This is a genomic window from Arthrobacter sp. TE12231 (assembly GCF_054062895.1).
Map to the genome: position 1 here is coordinate 4,519,478 of NZ_JBSSFS010000001.1, position 25,052 is coordinate 4,544,529.

Here is a 25,052-nt window from a genome sequence, read left to right on the forward strand (position 1 = left end):
GGCCCTAGGCTTCGCGGGAGGCCGGCGACTTGGTCTGCGCGGGGTCGCGTTCGGCCAGGGCTCCGATGACGCCATCGATCTTGTCCATGATCGCCGGGTCCAGCGTCACGCCCGCGGCCGCCACATTCTTCTCGATCTGCTCCGGCCGGGACGCGCCCATGATGGCCGAGGCGACGTTCTTGTTCTGCAGCACCCAGGCAATGCTGAGTTGGGCCATGGTCAGCCCGGCCTCATCTGCGATCGGCTTGAGCTGCTGGACGCCGGTGAGGACCTCGTTGGACAGCCAGCGCTCGATCATCCGCGAGCCGCCCTTCGTGTCCGTGGCGCGGCTGCCTTCGGGAGCCGGCTTGCCGGGGTGGTACTTGCCGCTCAGCACGCCCTGCGCCATGGGGGACCAGACGATCTGGGACAGGCCCAGCTCTTCCGACGTCGGAATCACCTCGGCCTCGATCACCCGCCACAGCATGGAGTACTGCGGCTGGTTGGAGATCAGCTGGAAGCCCAGTTCCTGGGCAAGGGCATGGCCGTCACGGATCTGGTTGGCAGTCCACTCGCTGACCCCGATATACAGGGCCTTGCCCTGCCGCACGATGTCGGCGAAGGCCTGCATGGTCTCTTCCAGCGGCGTTTCGTAGTCGTAGCGGTGAGCCTGGTAAAGGTCCACGTAGTCGGTCTGCAGCCGCCGGAGGGAGCCGTTGATGGCTTCCATGATGTGCTTGCGGGACAGGCCGAGATCGTTGTGGCCTTTGGGGCCGGTGGGGCCGAACACCTTGGTGAAGACTTCCAGTGACTCCCGGCGTTCATCCTTGAGGGCTTCGCCGAGGACCGTCTCCGCCGCGGTGTTGGCGTAGACGTCGGCCGTGTCGAAGGTGCTGATACCGGCGTCGAGCGCGGCACGGACACACTGGGTGGCGACGTCATTCTCCACCTGGGAGCCATGCGTCAGCCAGTTGCCGAACGTGATTTCTGAAATCTTGAAGCCGCTGTTCCCGAGGTATCTGAATTCCATGGGTTCCAACGTAGCGGACTTGCCCGCCCGGGGTAAGGGCTCAGCCGGCCTTGCGCTCCGGGGCCTGCTGTTTGGCCTTCCCGACCGGAAGGCCGCCGTGCAGCGATACGAGCGAGCCGGTGTCCAGCATGGACTTCGCGGCGGGCATAGGCGGCTTCTTGAAAGCCCGGGGGACGGCGCCGAGCGTCCCGTTGGAGTCCATGGCCGACTCGACGAGGGCTGAGACTTCCGTGATGTCCCGCGCCGGCGCCTTGGGGTTGGGCAGGTCCCGGACGGAGACCCGGACGTCGGGGCCGGCCTCGGCCTTGGCCCTCGCGGCGGCGCGGGCATCGGCCCGGGCCACGGCGGCGGCCCATTCCGGGGACAGCGCAGCTTCCTTCTTGGCGGGGTTCCTGGTTGGGTTCCTAACAGACTTCCCGCCTGTCATGGAAGAACGGGCCGGCTTGGCTGCCGCGGCAGGGCGCCCGGGTTTCGTAGCTGTCGAGGGATTGTCGCGTGTTTCAGGGCGCCTGCCGAGCCCGGCGACGGCCATCACAACAACAGCTACCAGCCGGCCGATCCCGGCAATGACGAGAGTTGCGGCAAACACCAGGAAGAGACCAAGGAACATGACGAACGCCACCCCGAGGGTCCCGAAAAAGGTCAGGTGCAGCGCAATGGTCGTTGGATCTTCCATGTCACCTCTCCTTGCCGTCCTGCTGCAGCGCGGTCCCTACCGCAACCATGTGGCGGGCAGGAGCCGCTCTTAACAATACGTACTTTTCGCCCGGCCACGTGTCGCCGCCGCTGCCCCCGGCGAAGATGTGTCGAAGCCGTTACCCGCGAGCGGGGATCGGCGCCGCGGGGCAGGCGTCTATAGTCAAAGTCAGCCCCGCCGGCGTCGTCCGGCCCGCAGGAAGGACACCTTGTGACGCACACCGCAGCAGCAGATTCAAACCCCGACGGCGCGTCGCCGGCGAACCCTGGTGGGAGCCGGGCGGCCGTGCCGTACGAGGGGAACTGCCCGTGCCTGTCCGGTGAGCAATACGCCGACTGCTGCGGCCGGTTCCACCGCGGGGACGCCGAGGCGCCGACGGCCGAGCAGCTCATGCGGTCCCGGTACAGCGCTTTCGTCGTCCGGGACGAGGAGTACCTCCTGCGCACTTGGCATCCGACCACCCGGCCCGCTGCGCTGGGGCTGGATGCCGACATGCAGTGGCGCCGCCTGGACATCCTTTCCACCAGCCGCGGCGGTCCGCTGGACACCGAAGGTACGGTGGAATTCGCGGCGCACTACCGGCACGACGGCGAACGCGGCGTGCAGCGCGAAACGAGCCGCTTTGTGCGGGAGGGCAGGCGCTGGTACTACCTTGACGGCGTAGTGTCCGGCTGACGTGAGTTTCCGGCGGGGTGTTCTTCGGCCGTAGTTGCCGGCGCGAAACCGGCCCGGTCCACCTTGCGGTGGAAACGCATGCCCGCGAGGCCGCCGAGCACTGCGCCCACCAGGGCAACCACCGCAACGACGACCGCCGCGATAATGCTCATGGTGTTCAGCTCGCCCTCGTTGACCGGAATGCGCGGGAAGCTGTTCAGGTTTGCCAGGATGTTGAAGCGCTGCCCGGCGACCATGCCCAGCACGGCGACCACGATCGCGGCGATCAGGGCCCAGACCCAGACCATGAAGCCCTGCCTGGCGCCGTTGAAGCGCGCCATCCGGCCTGCCACGTACCCGCCGCAGTAGTAGGCGACCAGAAGGATCACCAGCAGCACGATGATGCCGGCCAAGCCGATTGTCTGGTTGCCCGCGGCCTGGTTGACGGCGTCGTTGACGTCGGTGTTGGTGGCCAGTCCGACGGCGGTGCCGCCGGCGGCGACCAGTGCGGTGAGCAGCACGGCAGTGCCCGTGGCGGCCAGCCAACCGAAGAACGCTGAGCCGACCTTGATGCCGCCGAACTGCTCCTTCTCGCGGGCCACGACGGTTTCGCGGGTCGGCGCCTCGGCCACCGCGGTATCACGGAGTGGTTCGTGGACGGGGTGGACCGGTTCACGGACGGGTTCGTCGTGCCGCCGGACGGCCGTCACCGATGTGGCAGGAAACGGGCGCGTGGCATCGGTCCGGTTCGCGCGCGGCGGCGCCTCTTCGACCCGTTCTTCGCGCGTGGCGTCCTGCATGGCGTCATGGATGCGGGGTTCTCGCGGCGAAGCCGTGCCGTCCTCCGGCACGACGCGGCGGGTCGTGTTGTCGTCAGGGCCTGCTGTGCTGCTCATGAGGATTGCTCACTTTCGCTGGTTGACCCGGGCACGGTCAGGGTGCCGGTCTCGGGTCCACCTAACCATGGCGGATTCCGGTTAGCAAGGATGCTTACTATCCGTTGTTGGTACGTCGGGGGTGGCTCAGCGATCTGTCAGCGGTACTTGCGGTGCAGGTCTTCCTTTACCGAGGCGCGTGGGCTGGCGTCCGCGATCCACGGCCCGGTCCCTTCGGACTGGTCAAGGACGCCGGCCTCCAGCCAGGTGTAGTCGCCGCCCAGTGTCTTGCGGGCCAGGGCATGATCGGCGTCGTCGGTATTCCGCCACAACCGGTCGAAGTATTCGTCCACACGCACACGGGCCTGTTCGCAGTATGCCTCGGCGAGTTCGTACGCGGAGGCACCGCGTTCCGGCTGCGTCCGCAGGAGCATCTCGGCGCGGGAACAGCATGCCGCCATGGCAAACAGCTCCGCACCGATGTCCACGATCCGGCCCAGGAATGCCTGCTTGTGCTCGAGCTTGGCCTGCCAGCGGCCCATCCCGTAGAAGGTCTGCCGTGCCAGCCGCCGGGAGGAGCGCTCCACGTACCGCAGCTGCTTGGCGAGCCGGCCGAAGTCGCTGTAGGACCTCGGGTCCATGCCGGCGCCGGCCACGAGCTTGGGCAGCCACTTCGCGTAGAAGCCGGAAGCGCCGACGGCGGCCTTCGCCTTGTCCGACAGGGGGGCGTCTGCCGAGGCGAGGTCTCCCGCGGCGGCCAGGTGCGCGTCCACGGCTTCGCGGGCGATCAGCAGCTTCATGATTTCCGAGGACCCCTCGAAGATCCGGTTGATCCTCAAGTCGCGGAGCTGTTGTTCAGCCGCAACGGCGCGCTCGCCGCGGGCCTCGAGGGAATCGGCCGTTTCAAAGCCGCGGCCGCCGCGGATCTGCACGAGTTCGTCGGCGATCAGGCAGCTGATCTCCGTGGACCACAGCTTGGCCAGCGCCGCCTCGATCCGGACGTCCTTCTGCCCGGCGTCGGCCATTTCCGCGCAGAGTTCGAACACGGCGTCCAAGGCGAAAGTGCTGGCCGCGATGAAGGCGATCTTCTTGCCCACAGCCTCATGCTGGCCGATCGGGCGCCCCCACTGGGTGCGGGCGTTGGACCATTCCCGGGCGATCTTCAGGCTCCACCGGCCCGAGGCGACGCACAGTGCGGGGATCGAGAGCCGGCCCGTGTTGAGGGTGGTGAGGGCGATCTTCAGGCCCTGGCCTTCGCGGCCCAGCCGGTTGGCCGCGGGGACCCTGACCTGATGGAAACGTGTGACTCCGTTTTCGATCCCGCGGAGACCCATGAAGGCGTTGCGGTGCTCCACGGTGATGCCGGGGGTGTCCATTTCCACCACGAATGCGCTGATGCCGCCCTTGTGGCGGGTTCCGTCCGCGTCGGTGTGTGGCGGCACGAGTGCCATGACCACGACGAGTTCGGCGATGACGCCGTTGGTGGTCCACAGCTTGACGCCGTCCAGGACGTACGATGCGCCGTCGTCGGACGGGACGGCGGTGCTGCCCATCCGGGCGGGGTCGCTGCCGACGTCGGGCTCGGTCAGCAGGAACGCGGTGATGGCGCCGGCGGCGCAGCGGGGCAGGTACTCCTTCTTCTGGGCCGGAGTGCCGAAGACCTTGACCGGCTCCGGGACGCCAATGGACTGGTGCGCGGACAGCAGGGCGCCGAGGCTTGGGTGCACCGAGCCCAGCAGTGCCAGAGCGCGGCCGTAGTACACGAGGGTGAGGCCCAGCCCGCCGTATTCCCGGGGGATCTTCATTCCGAAGGCGCCGAGCTCGGCGAGCCCCCGGAGGTATTCGTCCGGAATCCGGGCGTCTCGTTCGATGGTGCGTCCGGACATTGTGCGGCAGTAGTCGGTCAGGCGCGCCATGAACGCCTCACCGCGTTCGACGTCGTCCGCCGGGGCCTCAGGCCACGGGTGGATCAGGCTCAGGTCGAAGCTGCCCAGGTAAAGGCCCTTCGCGAAACTGGGCTGGCTCCAGCTGGTCTCGCGGGCAGCCTCGGCAATGGCCCGCGCGTCGGCGGCAGTTGCGGCGGGGCCGATGTGCTCCGGCGGCACGGGAGAGTCTTGCTCAGGAGAGTCCGGCGTCGGAGTGCCCTGCGCGGGATTTTGGGGAGCGGTGGCGGGGTCTTCAATGGCGGAGCTCACTGGGCATCTCCTCTAACCGGGTGGCCGGCTTGAGCCCTGGATCCGCCTGGGGTGGAGGACCCTTCAGCTGTCCCGCAATACTACTCGCGGGTAAGTGCCTGTGCTAGGGGCGGCCTGCCCCGGATACTCGGCCCGGAAGTCCGTGCCGAAGTCGACCTGGAAATCGCCTGGCAAATCCACCGTGGAGGCGTGGTGGACCAGCCGGTCCCAGCCGTGGTTGATGGCGTGGACCATGCCCACCACCACGACGGCCACGAGGTACCAGGTGAGACGTCCCACGCCCAGCAGAAACATGGCCACAAAGGCGGACACCATCATGAAGAGGCCGATTAACAGGGCAAACACCAAGGTCCCGATGACCACCATCGTGCCCGTCTCCACTGCGCTTAGGTCGAACTGCATTCTTCCCCCTGCACCATCGCTTCGGTTTGAACCAGTAGCCCGAGACTAGGGGGCCGGAGACGTGCTCAACTAGGGTCCTTTGCACATTCCCCGCCTCTTGATACGGGATCGAAATGCTACCGATGCGTAGGTCACGGCGCGGTTGCGGCAGCCCCACCAGTCCCAGGCGTCTCGTCATTCCAGGTCGGGGAGGCCACGATTAATGCGGCCGAAGCCCTGCGTTAACCTTGTAGCTGGCAGTTTTTCGAATCCGCTGCCCCGCAACACCAACCCCAACCAGCCTCTGGCAGCCGAAGGAGAGTGCGTGTCCCGCTCCGCCGTGTCATCAGCCGACGCCATCAGTGCCCGGCTCCGGGACCTCGAACTGCTCACCAAGGGACCCGCCTGGGCCCTCACGCGCTCGGCGCCGTGGGTGATCGCCGTGCTTCAGGCATCCTTTACGCGCACCCGCGCCCAGCTGCCGCTCGAGGAGTTCCACGCCGACGTCGACGCCTTCCTTGAGCAGCTGCGCCGGCAGGCCCCCGGCACGGGAGAGCAGCAGAGCGGCCCGGCCAACGGCACGCCATCCGGCAAGAAGTACGCGGACGAGTGGACCCGCAAGAACTTCCTGACCCGCCGGAACCAGTCGGGTCAGATCGTTTACGAAGTCACCGAACCCGCCGCCCGCGTGCTTGCCTTTCTGGACAGCCTCTCCAGCGAACGGTCCACGCTGAACGGTTCCCGGCTCGGCACCCTGCTGGGCGACGTCGAGAAACTCGCCAACGAGACCAACCCGGACCAGAGCGCGCGGCTCGAATCCCTCGAAGAGGAGATCGACGAGCGCCGCCAGCTGATGGAGGACATCAGCTCCGGGGACTTCGACGGACTTCTCGACGACGACGAGGCCGTGGAAGCCGCCGGCAACATCTTGGACCTCGCCGCAAGCCTGCCCGCGGACTACAAGAAGATGCGTGACCGGATCGAAGAGCTCGTGGGGGACCTTCGCAACCAGATCATCGAGGAATCCCTCAGCAAGGGGGCCACCATGGCCCAGGTGCTCGAGGCCGACAAGCGGCTCCGGCAGAGTCCCGAAGGCCGGACCTTCCGCTCCTTCACCGCGTTCCTGGAGGACCCGCAACAGCAGCTGCGGTTCCGGTCCGCGATCGGCGAAGTCCTGAGCCGTCAGTTCGCGGACGAACTTAGCCACGACGAACGCGAGACCCTCAAGAACCTGGTGGCCGAACTCCGCAGCCAGCACAGCCAGATCCAGAGGATCTACGGCAAGCTCAGCGAGAGCCTCAACACGTACGTCCAGAGCGACGACTTCCGCCAGTCCGTCCGGCTCCGCAAGGTCCTACGGGAGGCTGAGCAGGCCATCCGCTCGCTGCCCTACGAGCGCGAACGTCCCGGCCTGGTCCCCGGCCCGGTGCTGTACAGCGCCGGCTTCGAGTCCCTGGCCATGGTCAAGCTCTTCGACCCGGACGAGTTCGCGGCACCGCCCAAACTGGCCGACCCCATCGCTTTCTCCGACTCGGACCGCGCTCGCTCGCCCCGAACCGCCAAAGCCAAACCGGAAGCCATCCGCGCCGCGCTCGCCGGAGCCTCAACCCTGGCCGAGGCCTGGGCGCAGCTCCCCGCCGGGGAACGCCACATCAACTCCATCCGGGCCCTGCTCTCGCAGACCCTCCACGACGGCGCCGGGTTCGACCGCGAGGCCTGGGGGCCCATCGAATTCGAACAAATCGACGGCACCACCCGCACGGCATTCCTGCCTGTCGTCACGCTCACGAAGGATTGAAGATGACCGAACTCTCCCAAGAAGCGCCTGACGCAGCGGACACGGTGGACACGGCCCCGGAGCCCGCCCCGGCCGCACCGGCTGCATCAGCCGACGAGCCCGCCCAGCACGTCCACGCCGCCCCCTTCACAGTCACCCCGCGGGACACCTTCGTCGACGGCGCCGCGCTCTTCCCGGGCGACACGGGCGTGCTTCCGATGAAGGTCCGGCAGGCGCTCGTGAAGCTCCTCAAGGGCCCGTACATCGACGGCGGCCGCGACGAAAAGCTCTGGACCACGCTTCTGGACAACCAGCTGATCCTGCGCAGTCGCCTCTCCGAGCTCTTCCTGACCCTGCAGCTGGACCACGAGCGCAAGGTCGCCGTCCTGCGCCCCGTGGACCCCGAGGCGATCGGCGGCAACACCCGGTCCAGCATCCTGCGGCAGCAGCGCGCCCTGAGCCGGGTCGAAACCATCGTCCTGCTCCGCCTGCGCCTGCTCCTGGACCGCCACGTCACCGCCCAGACCGACCCTACGATCACGCGCGAGGAAATCGCCGACCTCGTGGCCCACTACCAGCCCTCCGGCCAGCAGGACGCCCTCCGCGACTCCGACGTCGTCAACCGCGCCATCACCAAACTCCTGGCCCGCCAGCTCCTGCTCACCACCGGCCTGGACGAGGTCTACACCATCTCCAACGCCCTCCCCCTGGCCCTCCCGTTCGAGAACATCGGCGACATCCCGGCCCACATCCAAGCCCTGGTAGCAGCCAGCACCGACCAGTCCGGCACGGAACCCCTGATTGAACTCGACGGCGACGCGCCGGCAAGCGCGGAGGACGACACTGACGACGACGGCGATGCCGCCCCGGGAGTGGCATCGGGCCTGTCGGAGCCGGACGGCCTGCTGCTTGCAGCAGAGCCGTCCGGCGAAGGGGCGGGGGCGGCATCGCCGTCGGCGTCCAACGCAACCACGGAAAGAAATGAGGCCAACAAGTGAGCATCGCAACCATGCTGCCGATGGGCGAGCTCACGAACCCCGGCCAGATGCGCCTGGCCCTCGTGCAGGTGGTCAACTGGGGCACGTTCCATGGCGCCCACACAATGCACGTGGACCGCAACGGCACCCTGCTGACCGGCAACTCCGGGGTCGGCAAGTCCACGCTGTTCGACGCCATGCTTCGGGTCTTCGATGCCCGTCCGCGCTCCAATGAAGCCGCGGCACAACGGGTCGGGGGTGCTGTCGAGGACAAGCGCACCACGTTCACGTACATGCGCGGCAAAGTGGGCGACAAGGCGGTCGGGGAGGGCTCGGCAAGCGCCTTCCAGCGCCCCGGGGCGACCTGGTCCGCCGTCGCCCTGACGTTCGACAACGCCGTCGGCACCAAAGTCACGGTCTCGGCGCTGTTCGACCTCCCCAAGAACGGCACGGAATCCAGCGTCGGCCGGTACTACCTGATCGACAACAAGCCGCTGGACCTCGCAGCGATCGAGGGCATCGCGGACAAGCGGTTCACCAAGTCCGCACTGGACGCGATCTTCCCGGATGCCCAGATCTTCGATGTCCACAAGGCGTTCGCCGAACGCTTCCGCCGCCTCCTGGGGATCAACTCGGACCAGGCCCTGCCGCTGCTGCGCGTCATCCAGGCCGGCAAGGGACTCGGCGGCAGCGTGAACACCTTCTTCCGCGATCAGGTCCTCGATGCACCCGCCACGCTGGCCGCCGCCGACGACGTCGTCGAGGAATTCAGCAACCTCATGTCCATCCGGCAGCGCCTCGAGGACGTCCGGCAGCAGCGTGACCAGCTGGCACCCGTCCCCGGGCTGAACAAGGAGTATGCGCAGGCGCTGTTGGACGCGAACCGGCTGCGGGAGCTTTCCGGCGAGGAATTCGAGGCCTACAAGCAGCAGCTCGCCGTCACGGTCCACGAGAAGACCCTGGCCCGGTTGAAGGAGCTCGCCCAGGCCAAAGCCAGCGACCTCGCCGCCGAACGCGCGGTCCGCGACGGCTTCGCCAAGGAGCTTCGGCAACTCGAGGGCGAGTACAACAACCAGGGCGGCAACGCGATCTCCGCGATCGAGCAGTCGCTGGAGAACGCCCGGGTGGGGCTCAAGCTCCGCCAGGAGGTGGAGGAAGCGGCCCGCAGGGCGCTCTCCGACGCCGGACTGGACCTTCAGTGGTCGGCCGCCGGCTGGGACCAGGCCCACGCCCATGCCGCCGCGCGCTCGGCCGAACTCCAGGACGATTCCGAGGCCCTCAGGGAGCTGAGGTTCGAGGCGTTTGACGGCCATGCGACCAAGAAGCGCGAGCTTGCCGCGGCCCAGCAGGAACTGGTGTCGCTGAAGACGCGCAAGTCGCTGCTGCCGCCGTCGAGCATTGAAAACCGCAGCGCCATCGCGGCGGCCACCGGGGTTCCGGAAGAGCACATGCCCTTTGGCGGCGAACTGATCGACCTCGCCGAGGGCCAGGAACAGTGGCGCCCGGCCGCCGAGCGCGCGCTCCGGAGCCTTGCCACAACGCTGCTGGTCCCGGGAGAGCACTTTGCCGCCGTGACCCGGTACCTCAACGACCACTCCGTGCGAGGGGCGCTGCGAGCCGTGGACGTCTCCCGGCCACTGGCCGGCGGTGCACTGGCCGTCGAGGACGTGGCAGACGGCGACCTGCTGACCAAGCTCAGTTTCCTCACCGACGCCGGGCTGCCCGCTGGCCCTCAGGCCCACACGCTGGCGGACGCCAGCGTCTGGCTCCGCGAACGGATTGCGCTCGACTTCGCCTACCCCTGCGTGGAAGACCCGGACGAGCTCGCCGGCCTCGACAAGGGCCTGAGCCTGGGCGGCGTGGTCAAACGCAACCGCCACACGGTGGAAAAGGACGACCGCTTCACGTCCCGCCAGGATTACGTCCTTGGTTTTGACAACGCCGCCAAGCTGGAGCTTGTGGCGGCACAGGTGGAGGACCTGCAGCAGGAGCTGGCCAAGGCCGCCGAGCTCGCGCAAACCCGGGAAGAGTCGCACCAGGGCATGACCCGGCAGTTGGAGGCCCTGCGCCGGGTGGCCGAGGACCACCGGCCCTGGGACCAGGTCTCGGCAGCCGTGGCCGCGGAGGAGCTGGCACGGATCGAGCAGCGCCTCAAGGACGCCCTCGCCGCGCAGGCGGACCTCGAACCGCTGCGGGCCAACATCGAGGCCGTGCGGCAGAAGCACCAGTCCAGCACGGAGGCGGCGGCCGTGCTGCAGAGCGAGTACAAGGCTCTTGATTCGCGGCTGACTGAGGCTGATTCACTGCTCGACGGTGCACGTGACCGGCTGGCGCAGTCGCCGCCCTCGGACACCAGCGCCGCCGCGCTGGAACCGTACTTCACCGGCGTCGGTGACGTCCGGGAAATGTACGAGCTGGACAACCTCGCCAACCAGGTCCGCACCCGGCTCCTGGCCGAACTGCACGCGGCCGAGTCCCGCGGGCAGGCGACCTCGGAGCGTCTCACCCGCATCTTCGAGGGCTTCGTCCGCGAATGGGGCACGGCGATTTCCGCGGACCACGGCACGTCGATCGGCGCCGCGGGGGAGTTCGAATCCCGCTACCACGCGATTGTCAGCGACGGACTGCCCGCCCAGGAGGCCGAGTTCCGGCAGTTCTTCAACCAGCGCACGCACGAATCCTTTAGCACTCTGCTGCACCTGCTGGATGAGGAACGCCGCTCCATTACGAGCCGCATCCTGCCGCTGAACGGCATCCTGTCCGAGGTCAACTTCCACGAAGGCAGCTTCCTGGAACTCGACATCAAGCAGACACTGCCCCCGACGGCGAAGCAGTTCAAGGACGCCATCCAGAACGCGCTCAAGGTCCGGCACACCCGGCCGGGCAAGCCCGCGGCGGCCGGGGCCTCCGGGACGGAGGCGGACGACGACGCCGAGCTCACCAACCGCTACAAGTCCCTCGAAACGCTGGTGAAGCGGCTCGGCTCACAGACCCCGGAGGACCGGCGCTGGCGGGCCGAGGTGCTGGACGTCCGCGGGCACCTGTTCATCCAGTGCAAGGAGCACCGCGAAGTGCAGGGCAGCGGTGCCCGGGGCGCCGGGTCCAAGACGGCAGGTCCCAAGGGGGAAGGGAAGGCCGCGAAGAAGACCGAGGTCTTCATGCACGCGGACACCGGGTCCATGTCCGGCGGCGAGCGGCAGCGCTTCACCGCGTTCATCATGGCCGCGGCACTGAGCTACCAGCTGGGCATCGCCGAGCAGGGCTTCACCACCTACGGCACCGTCATGATGGACGAGGCCTTCGTGCTCGCCTCGGAGGAATTCGCCGGCGCGGGCATCAAGGCCCTGCACGAGTTCGGCTTCCAGCTCCTGCTGGCCGCGCCGGAGAACGTGATCGACCTCTCCCGTCACCTGGGGTCGGTGACGGAGATCCTCCGGGACAAGCGCACCAACCGTTCCGGAGTCCTGACCGCGCCCGTGATTGCTCCGCGTCCGGGAACCGAGGGCACCTGGCGGTCCGAGGCAAACCCGGTGGACATAGTCCTGCGCTGACCCGACGATGCTTGTGCTGGGGCTAAGGGCCGGGGCGGAGCAGGCTCACCGGGAGTAGCTGTACCAGCCGGAGCCCGACTTGCGGCCCAGCTTCCCGGCCCTGACGAGGGCGGCAACAGACTCGTCCGGGGCGTCAGCCGGGTCGCCGGTCGCCGCATACGTGGCCTGGGCGATGTAGTCCACAACGTCCAGCCCCACCAGGTCCATCAGCTCAAATGGCCCCATCGGATGCCGTAGCGCGGTCTTGGCCGTGGCGTCGATGTCTTCCATGCTCGCCACACCGCCGGCCAGCAGCGCGAGTGCCTCCTTTTGCACGGCGCCCATCAACCGGTTGGCCACGAACCCCGGCACCTCCCGGTTGATCAGCACAGGTGCCTTGCCCAGGCTGCGGGCCAGTTCGAGGGTGGTCTCCACGGTTTCCCGGGACGTTCCGGCATGGCGGACCACTTCCACGCATTCCATGACCAGCACGGGATTGAAGAAGTGCATATTGCACACCTGTCCGGGCCGGCCGCTGGCCGCGGCCACGGCGGAGGAGCCGATCGTGGAGGAGTTGGTCGCCAGGATGGCGTGTGGCGGGGCGAGCCGGCCCAGCCGGGCAAAGATGGCCTTCTTGGTTTCCAGCCGTTCGGTGGCGGCCTCAATGACAAAGTCGGCAGCGGGCGCCACTGCGTCAAGATCGGTGCTGAACGCCAGCCGGTCATGGGCGCGCTCGGCGTGCTCTGCGGCCAGTCTTCCGGATTTCACCATTTTGTCCGTGCGTTCACGCAGTTGGGCCGCAGCGCCGTCCAGTTGGCTCGGCGACACGTCCTGCACGGTGGTGGTGTACCCGGCCAGGGCAGCGGTCAGCGCGATCTGGGACCCCATGGCGCCGGCGCCGATAACGAGAACATGCGTAATGGTGGTGGGGGGTGGCATCGTTTTCTCCGGTTCGGTGGGGACGGACTGCTAGGACTGTGCGCCGGACAGGGGCCGGCCGCCCCGAAGGTAGACGGTGGTGGTGTGCGTGTAGAACTCCTTGGCGCTCTGCCCCTGCTCCTTGGGGCCGTAGCCGCTCTTCTTGGCCCCGCCGAACGGCACATGGGGATCGGCGCCGGCCGATTCGGAGTTCACGTGCAGGATCCCGACGTCCAGTTCCTCCATTCCCTCCAGCGCCAGGGTGACGTCCTGCGTGAAGAGTGCTGCGGAGAGCCCGAAATCGCTGTCATTGGCCAGGTCAAAGGCTTCCTGCGTTGAGGCTGCCCGGCGGACGCTGAGCACGGGCCCAAAGAGCTCATCGCGCCAGACATCAGCGTGGCGTGCCCCCGTGAGCTCCAGGATCGTCGGGGCAACGAAGTGGCCTTCGGCCCGGGCCGCGTCGTCATAGGGGAGGCCGCCCGTCAGCAGCCCGGCGCCCTGGTCCAGCGCCGTCGCGATGCCGCGCTGGATGGATGCCCGGGCGTCGGCGCTGACGACGGGTCCCATCTGGGTGGACGGATCTGCGGGGTCGCCCACCAGCAGGGACTGGGCCCGGGCGGCCAGCCCGGCGAGGAATTCATCCGCGACGGCGTCCGCCACGATCAGCCGCGACGTCGCCGTGCACTTCTGCCCTGTGGAGCGGAAAGCGCCGAGCATGACCTGTTCCGCGGCTAGTTCGAGGTCCGCGTCGGCCAGGACGATGGCGGCGTTCTTCCCGCCCATTTCCGCCTGGATCGGCACGCCGCGGCCCGCCGCCGCGGCGGCCAGGGTGCGGCCCACGCCGGTGGAGCCGGTGAATGACAGCCCGTCCAGCGCCGGATGCTCCACCAACGCGGTCCCGATGGCGCCGGGGCCAATCACCAGATTCAGGACGCCGGCGGGCAGGCCGGCCTGTTCCAGCGACTGGGTCAGCCGCATGGCGAGCAGGGGCACCGTGCTGGCCGGCTTCCAGACCACCGTGTTGCCGTATGTCAGGGCGGGGGCGATCTTCCAGGCCGGGATGGCGATGGGGAAGTTGAACGGCGTCACGACGCCCACCACTCCCAGTGGTTTGCGCGTGACGAAGATCTTTTCGCCCCGCCGCGGGGAGGCGTAGATCGCCCCGGCTTCGCGGTCGCCGTCGTTGCCGTAGTAGCGGAAAATCTGCGCGGCGCGCAGCACCTCGCCCTGGCCCTCGGCCAGCGTCTTTCCTTCCTCACGGGCCAGCTCCAGCCCCCAGGCCTGCGAGTTCGCTTCCAGGATCGCCGCCGTGCGCAGCAGCACTGCGCCGCGTTCATGGGCCGGGGTGCGGGCCCAGCCATGCTTCGCCGCTACAGCGCTGGCCATGGCGCGGTCGACGTCGGCCGGTCCGGCCTGCAGGCCGTGCGCCACCGTCTCGGCCGGGCGGGCGGGATTGACGGAGGTGATGAGGCCTCCGTCGCCCTGAAACCAGGTGCCCGAGACGTAATGCTGCAGTTCGACTGCTGTAGTCATTGCTGTTCCTTTACTGGCTGCGCCTTAGCGGAAGGCCGGGATGCCGGTGATGTGGTTGCCGAGGATCAGGGTGTGGACCTCGTCGGTGCCCTCATACGTGCGAACGGATTCGAGGTTGTTGGCGTGCCGCAGCGGCGAATAGTCCAGCGTGATGCCGTTGCCGCCCAGCATGGCGCGGGCATCACGGCAGATCTGGATGGCCTCGCGGCAGTTGTTGAGCTTTCCTACGGAGATGTGGTGCGGCTTGAGCTGGCCGGCTTCCTTGAGGCGGCCGATCTGCAGTGCCAGGAGCATGCCCTTGTTGATTTCCAGGGCCATGTTGACCAGCTTTTCCTGGGTCAGCTGGTAGCCCGCCAGGGGCTTGTCGAACTGCAGGCGCTCCTGCGAGTAGCTGACGGCCGTCTCGTAGCTGTCGCGCGCGGCCCCCATGGCTCCCCATATGATGCCGTAGCGGGCTTCATTGAGGCACTCGAACGGACCGCGGAGTCCCTTGGCGTTCGGCAGTATCGCGGTGGACGGGAGGCGGACCTCGCTCAGTTCGATGTCGCACTGGATGGAGGCGCGCATGGAGAGCTTGGGCTCAATCGGGGTGGCCTTGAACCCGGGGGTGTCGGTGGGCACGATGAAGCCGCGTACGCCGTCGTCGGTCATGGCCCAGATGATGGCGATCTGGGCGATCGAGGCCAGGCCGATCCAGCGCTTGGAGCCGTTGATGACCCAGCCGTCCCCGTCGCGGCGGGCGAAGGTCTTCATGCTGCCGGGATCGGAGCCGGCCGTGGGTTCCGTCAGGCCGAAGCAGCCGACGACGTCGCCGGCGGCCATCCTGGGCAGCCACTGGTTCTTCTGCTCCTCGGAGCCGTGCTTGTAGATGGCGCTCATCGCGAGGGAGCCCTGCACGCTGACGAAGGTGCGCAGGCCTGAATCGCCTGCCTCAAGTTCCATGGCGGCGATGCCGTATTCCACGGCGGAACGGCCCGGGCAGCCGTAACCCTTCAAATGCATGCCGAGCAGGCCCAGCCCGGCCATGTCCTTGATGATCTCGACCGGGAAGATGGCCTGCTCGTACCAGGCGGCGATATTGGGCCGGATGGTGCTGTCCACAAAGGACCGCACCTTGTCCCGCATGGCCAGTTCTTCGGGGGTGAAGAGGGAGTCGATGTTCAGCAGGTCAGAGGATTCGTTCATGGTGTTCTCCAAGAGTTTGCGGGGCTGGGGACTTAGACGGCTGCCAGTGCCGCGGCACTGGCGGTGTCCGTGTCTGTCTGAGCGGCATTGGCGGCCACGATGGCGTTGCGCAGCACGCCGAGGCCGTCCCGGATCAAGTCCGGACCAATGACCAGGGGCGGCAGCAACCGGATCACATTGCCGTGGGTGCCGCAGACCAGGACCAGGACGCCCTGCCGGTGGCAGGCGGCCGCCACCTGGGCCGCAAGATCGGCGCGCGGTTCCAGCGTGTCCTTGTCCGCGAATTCGACGGCGAGCATGGCGCCGCGGCCGCGGAACTCGGCAATGATGGCCGTGCTGTCGACGAGGGGCTGCAGCACCTCGCGGGCGGTTGCCTCGATGGTCACGGCGTTCGCCAGCAGCGTGCCGTCTTCGAAGGCCTCGAAGACGCCCAGCGCGGCGGAGCACGCCACCGGGTTTCCGGCGTACGTGCCGCCCAGGCCGCCGGCGTGCGGGGCGTTCATGAGCTCGGCCCGTCCGGTGACCGCGCTCAGCGGCAGGCCGCCCGCCAGGGCCTTGGCGGTCAGGGTGAGGTCGCCGGCGACGCCTTCGTGCTCGCTCGCAAAGAGCCTGCCGGTGCGCCCCATGCCGGTCTGGATCTCGTCCATCACCAGCACGATGCCGTATTTGGTGGCCAGCTCCCGCAGTCCGGCCAGGAAGCCGGGGGCGGGCACCAGGAAGCCGCCTTCACCCTGGATGGGTTCGATGACCATGGCGGCAAACGACCGGGGATCGTTCTCCAGCAGCAGCGCCTCGACGCCAGCCAGGGCGGTGGCCGCCGTGGCGTCCCCGCCGCCTCTGGCCCACAAGCGGGTGGCCGTGGGAGCGCGGAAGACCTCTCCCGGGAACGGGCCGAAGTTCTTCTTGTACGGGTTGACCTTGGCGGTCATGGCCATCGTGAGGAGAGAGCGGCCGTGGTAGGCGTCGTCGAATACCAGCACGCGTTCCCGGCCCGTGGCAGCGCGGGCAATCTTGACGGCATTTTCCACGGCTTCCGCGCCGGTGGAGAAGAGTGCGGTGCGCTTTTGGAAGTCTCCCGGGACATGCGCGTTCAGCCACGCGGCCACCTGCGTGAAGGAATCGTACTCGGTCACCATGAAACAGGTGTGGGTGAACCGGGCCATCTGGGCGGCCACGTGCGCCTGGACCTGGGCGTTCACGGCGCCCACGCTGGTCACGGCGATGCCGGAGGCGAAGTCGATGATGCGGTTGCCGTCAACATCTTCCAGGATTCCACCGGAGGCACGGTTGATGAAGACGGGCATGGTCACGCCGAAGCCGGAGCTGACCTGCGCTTCGCGCTCGCGGTGCAGGGCTGTGGAGACGGGGCCGGGAATGGCGGTGGCAAGGTGACGGGTCTGGGGGAGGCTGTCTGTGGAACTGGTCATGTAGACAAGGTAGTGTGCCCTCCCTCGCCTGACATTGGATGGTGCATCCAATTTTGAGTCCAATTTGGTTAGAATATCCAAAGGATTCGTGTCTGCCCTGAAAGGACCGCCGAGTGATCAGCCTGGCCCAACTGCACAGCCAACTCGGCAGCGATCTCCGCCCGGCCGCGGGAGGCGCGGTGGCCGTGCGGCAGATCTCGGGTGTGCACATCTCCGAGCTCGACGATCCCACGCCGTATCTGGAAGGCGGCGAGTTGCTCCTCACGACGGGCATCCCCGTCTCGGGCGGAGAAGCCAAGGTGCAGGCCTACGTCCGGCGACTTGTGGAGCGCAACATCGCGGCCCTGGGCCTCGGCCTGGGGGCCGGCGTGGATGAGGTGCCGCCGGCTTTGAGTGCCGCCTGCGCCTCGGCCGGGCTGGAGCTTCTGGTGGTGCCCGACGGCACGCCGTTCATGAACGTCTCCCGCGCCTATTGGGACCTCGTGGGCCGCGAAGGCCAGGCCGACCTGACCGCCAGCCTCGGCACGCAGACGGCGCTGGCCCGGGCCGCGACGCAGGCGGATGCGCTCCCTTCCGTGGTCAAGGCCCTGGCCCAGGCGCTGGGCGGTTGGGTGGCGTACCTTCCGGCCGACAGCGGGGCGGAAACACTGTGGCCGGCGGACAACCACACGATTGTGGAGCAGCTGCGCAGGGAGACCTCGCGGCTTGACATGGCCGTGACGCATTCGGCCTCCACGTTTCAGATCCACGGCACCGACGTCGTGGAGTATCCCGTGCTGGCGGGGCGGCGGACGGTCGGGTTCCTGGCCATTGGTGCCGGGCGCAAACTGACCCGTGCTGACCGGCAGATCATCATGACGGTGTGTGTGTTGCTCTCGCTCAAGGCGGCCCAGCAGCTGGAGAGCGACGCCACCGCTGCCGCGCTCGGCTCGGCCGTGACCAAGCTCTTCCTCACCGGACATGTTGACGCCGGCCGGGCCCTTGCACCGGACCTGGGCATCGTCGCGCCCACCGGCGCCGTGCGGCTCCTGGTGGTGCGTGGCGAGATCGATCCCGCGACGGTTTCCGGGGAGCTGGAGTCGAGGCTGCGCGCCGGGACCGGATGGGCTGGCTGGACTGAGGCCGGTGGTGCCCTGCGCTCCTGCCGCCTGCGCCACGTGGCCGGCGGCCTCAGCTATTACGTGCTGGACGCGGAATACCGCGACGCCGGTACTCCCGGCATTCCCGGCAGCGACGGCGGCAGCGCCGGCAGCACTGCGCAGCCGGAGCAGTACGACGGCGGAGCCGGCAGCAGCGCCGGCAGCACTGCGCAGCCGGAGCAGTACGACGGCGGAGCCGGCAACGCCGCTGTTACGGCCGTGCTGAGCCGGCCGATGCCGCTGGAACGGGTGCACGAGGAGGCCGGACAGCTGGCCGCCACGGTGCGTGCGCTGGCTGCCGGGCAGATTGTCGACGCACCGGAGGGGGCCCTGGATCCGCGGGCCCAGGGCTGGGTGGCGGCGCTGCGCGGGTACCAGCGCGCCGACCTGGTCGGAACCGTCCGCGCCTATCTGCGGCACCGGGGCCAGTGGGAGGGCGCCGCCCGCGAGCTGGGGATCCACCGGAACTCGCTGCGCCACCGGATGGGAATAGCGGCGGAACTGCTGCAGGCGGATCCGGACGATCCCGACGTCGCGGCTAACCTCTGGCTGGCACTGCGCTGGGCCTAGCGCCGGACTGGTTAGCGCGGTCAGCGCGGTCGGACAGCCACGCCCGGACGGGGTCGCTGTGTTCGCCCAGCGACGGCGGGGCCGCTGCGGGGGGCGGGAACGCCGGCGTCCAGGTAATGGGATGGCGGATCTGCCTTCCGGCCGGCTGGCCGGCCGCGTTGCGGACCTCGATGGTCGGTTCAAGTCCCAGTGACTCGGCGTACTCAAGACCCTCGTCGATGCCTGCGACATGGCCGGCCGGGACGCCGGCGTCGATCAGCTTGCCCTGCCAGGTGAGGGCAGACGACGCGGACAGGGCATCCTCCAACAGGGGCACCAGCTCGGTGCGGTGTTCCACCCGCGCGTTGTTGGTCGCAAAGCGCGGGTCACTGGCCAGCCTGGCAATGCCCAGAACCTGGGTCAGCTTGGCGAACTGTCCGTCGTTGCCGCAGGCCACTGCCAGCGGCGCATCCGCACACTCCAGCAGCTGGTAGGGCACGATCGAGGGGTGGGCGCTGCCCATCCGGTGCGGAACCTTGCCCGCGCCCAGGAAGGCCTGGCCCTGATTGGCCAGCGCGCCCTGCAGGCTCGAGAGCAGGTTGAGCTCCAGGTGGGCCCCGCGCCCCGAGACTCTACGGGCCGCCAGTGCGGCAAGGACGCCAATGGCGGTGTCCTTGGCCGTCAGGACGTCGACGAGCGCGACGCCGGCCTTGGTGGGGCTGCCGTCTTTCTCCCCGGTGATGCTCATCAGTCCGCCAAGGGCCTGGACGATGAAGTCATAGCCCATCAAGTTGGCCCCGCCCGTGCTGCCAAAACCCGTGATCGAGGCGTAGATCAGGCCGGGGTTGGCGGCGGAGAGCTCCGCATAGCCCAGGCCCAGCTTCGCCATCCCGCCGGGCTTGAAGTTTTCCACCAGGACATCGGCACGCAGGGCCAACTCCCTGGCCAGCTGCAGGTCCCCGGGGTCGGCAAGGTCCAAGCAGACGGATTCCTTGTTGCGGTTCGCGCTCTCAAAGTAGGTGGCCCCGGTGGGGGAGTACGGCGGCCCCCAGCTGCGGGTGTCGTCACCGGCACCGGGGCGCTCCACCTTGATCACCCGGGCGCCCAGATCTGCCAGCGTCATGGTGGCCAGCGGTCCGGCCAGGACACGGGAGAAGTCGGCCACCAGGAGACCCGACAGCGGTCCGGCAGGCATGTCCGCGGGCTCCTGGGCGGCGTCCCGGGCGGCGGAACCGGGCTGGGCGCCGGGCGTCGGAATCATGGGGAGTCCCTTCGTGGAGTGCCCGCGGCACATCGCCGTGCCCGGGCATCTGATCAAGGATTCGAAGCCTAACAAGGCGCAACCACCCGAACATTGGATGAACCGACCTAGCACTGGCTGCTCTGCACAACAACCATCCGCCAACGAGCGTGGCGCTGCGGCGGGCGGCCACGGCGGACCGTGCACCCGCGCGGCCGATAGAGTGGCGCTATGGAAGCAGATCCTTCGGTTCCGGCCAGCCCGGAACGCGGCTGTCCGCAGGCGCCGCGGTGAGCCAGGAACCATCCGCCGCCATGCCGTCGCGCGGGGCCCGGGCCGCCGTCTTCGCCCAGCTGACCGGCGCCGGCAGGTCCGAGCAAGTGGCCCAGCGGCTGACCGATGCCATTCTGCTCGGCGTGCTGGCCCCCGGTGACCGGCTGCCCAGTGAGGCCGAGCTGGCCAAGCGCTTTGGCGTGGCCCTCGTGACGGCGCGCGACGCGCTCGGGGCTGTCCGCGAGGCCGGGCTGGTGGAGACCCGGCGCGGACGCGAGGGCGGCAGCTTTGTGCTGGCCACCGAACAGACGCCGGAAAGGCTCCTGCAGGCCCGGCTGCGCGGACTTTCGCAGGTGGAGATCGCCGACCTCGCCGTCTATTTCGGCACGCTGGCCGCCGGCTGCGCGGAACGGGCGGCCGAGCTCGCGTCCACCGATGAAGCCGAACGGCTCACCGCCTGGCTTCGCGATGCCGACTTCAGCTCCGCCAGCGATTCCGGCCGGAACGCCGGCGGTTTCTACCTCGAGATCGCCGTCGTCAGCCAGTCGCCGCGCCTGGTGCGCGAGCAGATCCGCCTCCAGGCCGAGTTCGGCCCCATGCTGTGGCTGTGCCTGACCGACCCGGTCATGCGGGCGCGGGTCTATGCGCAAAACCAACGCACCGCCGCGGCGATAGCCGCCCATGACGCCGCCGCGGCCCGCGCCTCGGTCCGGGCACAGATCAGCGACCTTTCCGCCTGGCTGCTGGCAGCCAAGGAACGTCTTGAGCAAGGAGCAGCAGCCGATGGCTGAGAACCACAGTGCGGATTCCGTGCAGGCGCGGGCGCGCAACTGCGCCGCGGCCATCGGAGCGTTGTTCAACGGCGTCTTCGGAACCCTGGACCACTGGCGCAGCCGGGTCGAAGCCTCAACCGCCTGGGGTGCGGGAGAGATCGATCCCGCCGTGTACGCTATGGTCGGTCCGGAACTCACGGCCGCCGACCCGCTGCTGATCGGCGCCGGATTCATCGCGGCACCGGGCGTGGTGCGCGGGAAGGGCCTCCATTTCGCCTGGTGGCTGGGCCCGCTGGAGGACAATCCGATCCTCGGTACCACCACCGAGCCGAGCCAGCTGGATCTGGCGTCGCGCGAGTACGCCGACTATCTGCGGGACCTCAGCGCACTGGAGTGGTACCGGGTTCCCGAAGCCACCGGTGCCCGGCACATCACGGGCCCGTATGTGGACCACTTGTGCACGTGCGACTACATCCTCACGCTCACCGCGCCCGTCGTCGTCGGCGGATCCATGGCTGGAGTGGTGGGCGCGGACGTCCTGGTGCGCCGGCTGGAGCGGGACGCCCTCCCGCTGATGCGCGCCGTGGGCGCCCCGACAGCTCTGGTGAGCGCCGCCGGCCGGGTGATTGTGTCCACCGATCCGCAACTTCCCGTGGGCACTCTTGCCGCCGCAGATGCGGGCCCGGCCTGGACCGGCGCCATCACCTGCCCCGGAACCAACCTGAAAGTCCTGGTGCGCACAGCTCAATAATTTAAACATCCCATTTCAGATGAATAAGGTGTAGTCTCACCATGTGGCCGTGAACCAGGTCACATCGTGGCAGGGTTCGCGGCGCGGACCGGCCACCCAATTCATTGAAGGGAACCACATGAGCGTGCGGAATTTGCGGAACTTCGTCAACGGCCAGTTTGTTGACTCGGCCGCCACCAGCCGGCTGGAGATCCACAACCCGGCCACCGAAGAAGTCATCGCCACAACGCCCGTTTCCACCGCCGCCGACGTCGCTGCCGCCTACGCGGCGGCCGCGGCGGCGTTTGAAATCTGGAGCGAAACCACTCCCGCAGAGCGCCAGCGGGCGCTGCTGCACATTGCCGACGCCGTCGAGGCCCGGGCCGAGGAACTGGCCGACCTCGAATGCGCCGACACCGGCAAGCCCCGGGCCGGGATTGTCCCGGATGAGATCGACGTACTCGTGGACCAGATCCGCTTCTTCGCCGGCGCAGCCCGGACCCTGGAAGGGCGCGCCACCGCCGAGTACCTCGCGGACCACAGTTCCTCGATCCGGCGCGAGCCCATCGGCGTCATCGGCCAGGTGGCCCCCTGGAACTATCCGCTGATGATGGCCGCATGGAAGGTCATTCCCGCGCTTGCGGCGGGTAATACCGTAGTCCTCAAACCCTCCGATTCCACACCGAGCTCCACCCTGCTGTTTGCCGAACTGGCCAGCGAATTCCTCCCTGCCGGCGCGTTCAACGTGGTGCTGGGGGACCGTGAGACCGGCAAGGCCCTGGTGGCCGACGAGGCTCCGGAAATGGTGTCCATCACCGGCAGCGTGCGGGCCGGCATGGAGGTGGCCGGAGCGGCCGCCGCCGACGTCAAGCGCGTTCACCTCGAGCTGGGCGGCAAAGCCCCGGTCATCGTGTTCGACGACGTCGACATCGCCACCGCCGTGGCGGGGATCGTCCCGGCGTCGTTCTACAACGCCGGCCAGGATTGCACCGCGGCCACGCGGCTGCTCGTGCACGAGGACATCCACGATGAGTTCGTGGCTGCTTTTGCCGAGGAAGTGCGGCGCAACGCCAAGACCGGCGGCCCCGCCGAGGACGGCATCCTGTACGGCGCGCTCAGCAGCGCCGACCATCTTCAGCGCGTCGCCGGATTCCTGGAGCGGCTGCCGGAACACGCCACCGTTGAAGTCGGCGGCAAACGCCACGGAGGGGTGGGCTACTTCCACGAGGCCACCGTGGTGTCCGGGCTTAACCAGGACGACGAACTCGTCCAGAGCGAGGTGTTCGGCCCCATCGTCACGGTGCAGAAGTTCTCCACCGACGCCGAAGCCCTGGCCATGGCCAACGACGTCGACTACGGGCTGGCCTCCTCCGTGTGGACCAAGGACCACACCCGGGCCATGCAGTTCGCCAAGCGCCTGGACTTCGGCTGCGTCTGGATCAACACCCACATCCCGCTGGTGGCCGAGATGCCCCACGGCGGATTCAAGCACTCCGGGTACGGCAAGGACCTGTCCATGTACGGGCTGGAGGACTACACCCGGATCAAGCACGTCATGAGCTACATCGGTTAAGCCGCCCCGCGAGCCCCCGGCACCCGGAAACCACCGGCATCTCCGGCCGGCACCCCCACCAGCAACTCCCGCCAATGTCGTCGGAAGGAAACCATGTCTACCGAATCACGCAGTACCACCGAGCTCAACGATAGTGAGCACCTTGCCGTCCTGGGCTACCAGGATTCCTTTGACCGGTCCATGTCCCTCTGGGCAAACTTCGCCCTCGGATTCACCTACCTTTCACCGCTGGTGGGGGTGTACTCCCTCTTCGCGATCGCCATGGCGGCCGGCGGCCCGCCGTCGGTTTTCTGGATTTTCATCGTGGGGGCGGGACAGATGCTGGTGGCTCTGGTATTCGGCGAGGTGGTCTCGCAGTACCCCATCCACGGCGGCATCTATCCGTGGACCAGGCGGCTGTGGGGCCGGCGCTACGCTTGGATGGCCGCCTGGGTCTACATCTGGGCCATGATTGTCACCATTACCGCGGTGGCCGAATTCGGCAGTGGCTTCCTGGCCAGCCTGTTCGAGGTTGAGGTGACCCGGGAAACCACGCTTGGCCTGACGGTACTGCTCCTTGTTGTGGCGCTGGCCTTGAACTTCACCGGTACCAAGACGATGGCGCGGGTGGCCCGGATCGGGCTGGCTTCCGAGCTGATCGGCGTGATCGCCGTCGGCCTCTACCTGTTGATTTTCCAGCGCAAGCAGAGCTTCGGCGTGTTCTTCGACTCGATGGGGGTGGAGGGCGATGGCAGTTACCTGCACGCCTTCATGGGGGCCGCCCTGGCCGGGCTCTTCCTGTTCTACGGCTTTGAAGCCTGTGGCGACGTGGCGGAGGAAGTCGCCAGTCCGGCGCGGCGGATCCCGCGGGCCATGATGATGACCATTGTGGTCGGAGGCGTCTCGGCTCTGTTCTCCTTCGGCGGCTATGTGCTGGCGGCGCCCAACCTGCAGGAAATCGTCAACGGCCAGGATCCTGACCCGATCCCCGCCATCCTGGAATCGGCCCTCGGGCCGGTGGGTGCCAAGATCTTCCTGGTGGTTGCGATCACGGCCTTCCTGTCCTGCGTGCTGAGCCTGCAGGCAGCGGCCAGCCGGCTGATCTTCTCCTTTGCCCGTGACGGCATGGTGCCCGGCCACCGCTGGCTCTCCAGGGTTTCCGGCACCGCCAGGGTCCCCGCAAACGCCCTCATCGTCGCCGCGAGCATTCCGTTGGCCATCTGCGTCATCATCTATCTGGGGTCCGACGAGCTGCTCACGCAGATCACCTCCTTTGCCGTGCTGGGCATCTACATTGCGTTCCAGTCGGTGGTGCTCGCCTCCCTGCGCCAGCGGCTCAAGGGCTGGCGTCCTGCCGGGCCGTTCAGCCTGGGCGCCGCAGGGTTCGCGATCAACGTCGCGGCCCTGGCCTACGGCATCTTTGCCATGGTGTTGCTGGCTTGGCCCGGCTCCACGGGCGTCTTTGTCACCGACTGGACCGTCCTGATCGGCCTTGCCGTTGTGGCCGGCACCGGCCTCCTCTACCTCCTGCTGGCCCGCCCGGACGCCAAATCGACGGCGCCGGCCGGCGACGCGATCGACGTCGCCGCCAAGCTGCGGGCCGGCAGTGCCCGGCAAGCAGCGGTCAACTAACGCACC

At 68.1% G+C, this 25,052-nt stretch carries 19 protein-coding genes; 9 read left to right on the forward strand and 10 right to left on the reverse strand.

The window, feature by feature from the left end; all coding sequences use genetic code 11:
* Positions 1–4: 4 nt before the first annotated feature.
* Together ACVWYS_RS20280 and ACVWYS_RS20285 are read right to left on the reverse strand one after the other, a co-directional pair.
* The gene (locus ACVWYS_RS20280) at positions 5–1,009 is read right to left on the reverse strand and encodes an aldo/keto reductase family protein (protein WP_091255434.1); all 1,005 of its coding nucleotides are present in this window, start codon (positions 1,007–1,009) and stop codon (positions 5–7) included.
* 40 nt (positions 1,010–1,049) lie between these two features.
* Positions 1,050–1,685 carry a hypothetical protein gene (locus ACVWYS_RS20285; protein WP_456507990.1) on the reverse strand — a complete coding sequence of 212 codons (636 nt, stop codon included), beginning with the start codon at positions 1,683–1,685 and terminating at the stop codon, positions 1,050–1,052.
* A gap of 306 nt (positions 1,686–1,991) precedes the next feature.
* On the opposite strand from ACVWYS_RS20285, the gene ACVWYS_RS20290 reads away from it, so the two are divergent.
* Entirely contained in the window at positions 1,992–2,381 is a 390-nt protein-coding gene (locus ACVWYS_RS20290; RefSeq protein ID WP_116766660.1) for a YchJ family protein, read from the forward strand.
* Here ACVWYS_RS20290 and ACVWYS_RS20295 read toward each other — a convergent pair.
* From ACVWYS_RS20295 to ACVWYS_RS20305, 3 genes are all read right to left on the reverse strand, one after another.
* Entirely contained in the window at positions 2,354–3,256 is a 903-nt protein-coding gene (locus tag ACVWYS_RS20295) for a hypothetical protein (RefSeq protein ID WP_456507991.1), read from the reverse strand. The genes ACVWYS_RS20290 and ACVWYS_RS20295 overlap by 28 nt on opposite strands.
* 137 nt (positions 3,257–3,393) lie before the next feature.
* A complete protein-coding gene (locus tag ACVWYS_RS20300; protein WP_116766782.1) occupies positions 3,394–5,340 on the reverse strand; it encodes an acyl-CoA dehydrogenase family protein in 1,947 nt (648 codons plus the stop codon).
* A 153-nt stretch (positions 5,341–5,493) separates the two neighbouring features.
* Positions 5,494–5,832: a hypothetical protein gene (locus tag ACVWYS_RS20305; protein WP_344367363.1), complete on the reverse strand. Its 339-nt coding sequence runs from the start codon at positions 5,830–5,832 to the stop codon at positions 5,494–5,496.
* A 304-nt stretch (positions 5,833–6,136) separates the two neighbouring features.
* On the opposite strand from ACVWYS_RS20305, the gene ACVWYS_RS20310 reads away from it, so the two are divergent.
* The 3 genes from ACVWYS_RS20310 to ACVWYS_RS20320 are packed head-to-tail and all read left to right on the forward strand — an operon-like array spanning position 6,137 to position 12,116.
* Positions 6,137–7,609 carry a DUF3375 family protein gene (locus ACVWYS_RS20310; RefSeq protein ID WP_116766657.1) on the forward strand — a complete coding sequence of 491 codons (1,473 nt, stop codon included), beginning with the start codon at positions 6,137–6,139 and terminating at the stop codon, positions 7,607–7,609.
* Positions 7,610–7,611: 2 nt separating this feature from the next.
* On the forward strand, positions 7,612–8,586 hold the full coding sequence (locus ACVWYS_RS20315) for a DUF4194 domain-containing protein (protein WP_456507992.1): 975 nt from the start codon (positions 7,612–7,614) through the stop codon (positions 8,584–8,586).
* Complete coding sequence (locus ACVWYS_RS20320) at positions 8,583–12,116, forward strand: ATP-binding protein (protein WP_456507993.1); 3,534 nt, start codon at positions 8,583–8,585, stop codon at positions 12,114–12,116. Before ACVWYS_RS20315 ends, ACVWYS_RS20320 begins: the two co-directional genes overlap by 4 nt.
* Positions 12,117–12,161: 45 nt before the next feature.
* Here the strand turns inward: ACVWYS_RS20320 and ACVWYS_RS20325 are convergent, their stop codons facing one another.
* From ACVWYS_RS20325 to ACVWYS_RS20340, 4 genes are read right to left on the reverse strand one after another with little or no spacing between them, the layout of a single operon-like run.
* A complete protein-coding gene (locus ACVWYS_RS20325) occupies positions 12,162–13,034 on the reverse strand; it encodes a 3-hydroxyacyl-CoA dehydrogenase family protein (protein WP_456507994.1) in 873 nt (290 codons plus the stop codon).
* Positions 13,035–13,064: 30 nt separating this feature from the next.
* Positions 13,065–14,546 (reverse strand): aldehyde dehydrogenase family protein, encoded by a 1,482-nt coding sequence (locus ACVWYS_RS20330; protein ID WP_456507995.1) that lies wholly within the window; start codon positions 14,544–14,546, stop codon positions 13,065–13,067.
* A 24-nt stretch (positions 14,547–14,570) separates the two neighbouring features.
* On the reverse strand, positions 14,571–15,731 hold the full coding sequence (locus tag ACVWYS_RS20335) for an acyl-CoA dehydrogenase family protein (RefSeq protein WP_344367368.1): 1,161 nt from the start codon (positions 15,729–15,731) through the stop codon (positions 14,571–14,573).
* A gap of 32 nt (positions 15,732–15,763) precedes the next feature.
* On the reverse strand, positions 15,764–17,158 hold the full coding sequence (locus tag ACVWYS_RS20340) for an aminotransferase class III-fold pyridoxal phosphate-dependent enzyme (RefSeq protein WP_456507996.1): 1,395 nt from the start codon (positions 17,156–17,158) through the stop codon (positions 15,764–15,766).
* A gap of 113 nt (positions 17,159–17,271) precedes the next feature.
* Here ACVWYS_RS20340 and ACVWYS_RS20345 point away from each other — a divergent pair, with 113 nt between their 5' ends.
* Positions 17,272–18,867: a PucR family transcriptional regulator gene (locus ACVWYS_RS20345; protein WP_456507997.1), complete on the forward strand. Its 1,596-nt coding sequence runs from the start codon at positions 17,272–17,274 to the stop codon at positions 18,865–18,867.
* Here the strand turns inward: ACVWYS_RS20345 and ACVWYS_RS20350 are convergent.
* The gene (locus tag ACVWYS_RS20350) at positions 18,836–20,041 is read right to left on the reverse strand and encodes a CaiB/BaiF CoA transferase family protein (protein ID WP_456509106.1); all 1,206 of its coding nucleotides are present in this window, start codon (positions 20,039–20,041) and stop codon (positions 18,836–18,838) included. The two genes, ACVWYS_RS20345 and ACVWYS_RS20350, sit on opposite strands and share 32 nt — an antisense overlap.
* 335 nt (positions 20,042–20,376) lie before the next feature.
* On the opposite strand from ACVWYS_RS20350, the gene ACVWYS_RS20355 reads away from it, so the two are divergent.
* The 4 genes from ACVWYS_RS20355 to ACVWYS_RS20370 all read left to right on the forward strand — a co-directional run bounded on the left by ACVWYS_RS20355 (position 20,377) and on the right by ACVWYS_RS20370 (position 25,046).
* The gene (locus ACVWYS_RS20355; RefSeq protein ID WP_456507998.1) at positions 20,377–21,150 is read left to right on the forward strand and encodes a FadR/GntR family transcriptional regulator; all 774 of its coding nucleotides are present in this window, start codon (positions 20,377–20,379) and stop codon (positions 21,148–21,150) included.
* Positions 21,143–21,883 (forward strand): cache domain-containing protein, encoded by a 741-nt coding sequence (locus ACVWYS_RS20360; protein WP_116766649.1) that lies wholly within the window; start codon positions 21,143–21,145, stop codon positions 21,881–21,883. The genes ACVWYS_RS20355 and ACVWYS_RS20360 overlap by 8 nt, the downstream gene beginning before the upstream one ends.
* A gap of 118 nt (positions 21,884–22,001) precedes the next feature.
* Positions 22,002–23,435, forward strand: a complete 1,434-nt coding sequence (locus ACVWYS_RS20365) for an aminobutyraldehyde dehydrogenase (RefSeq protein ID WP_456507999.1) — start codon at positions 22,002–22,004, stop codon at positions 23,433–23,435.
* Positions 23,436–23,528: 93 nt separating this feature from the next.
* Positions 23,529–25,046: an APC family permease gene (locus tag ACVWYS_RS20370; protein ID WP_344367373.1), complete on the forward strand. Its 1,518-nt coding sequence runs from the start codon at positions 23,529–23,531 to the stop codon at positions 25,044–25,046.
* Positions 25,047–25,052: the final 6 nt, after the last annotated feature.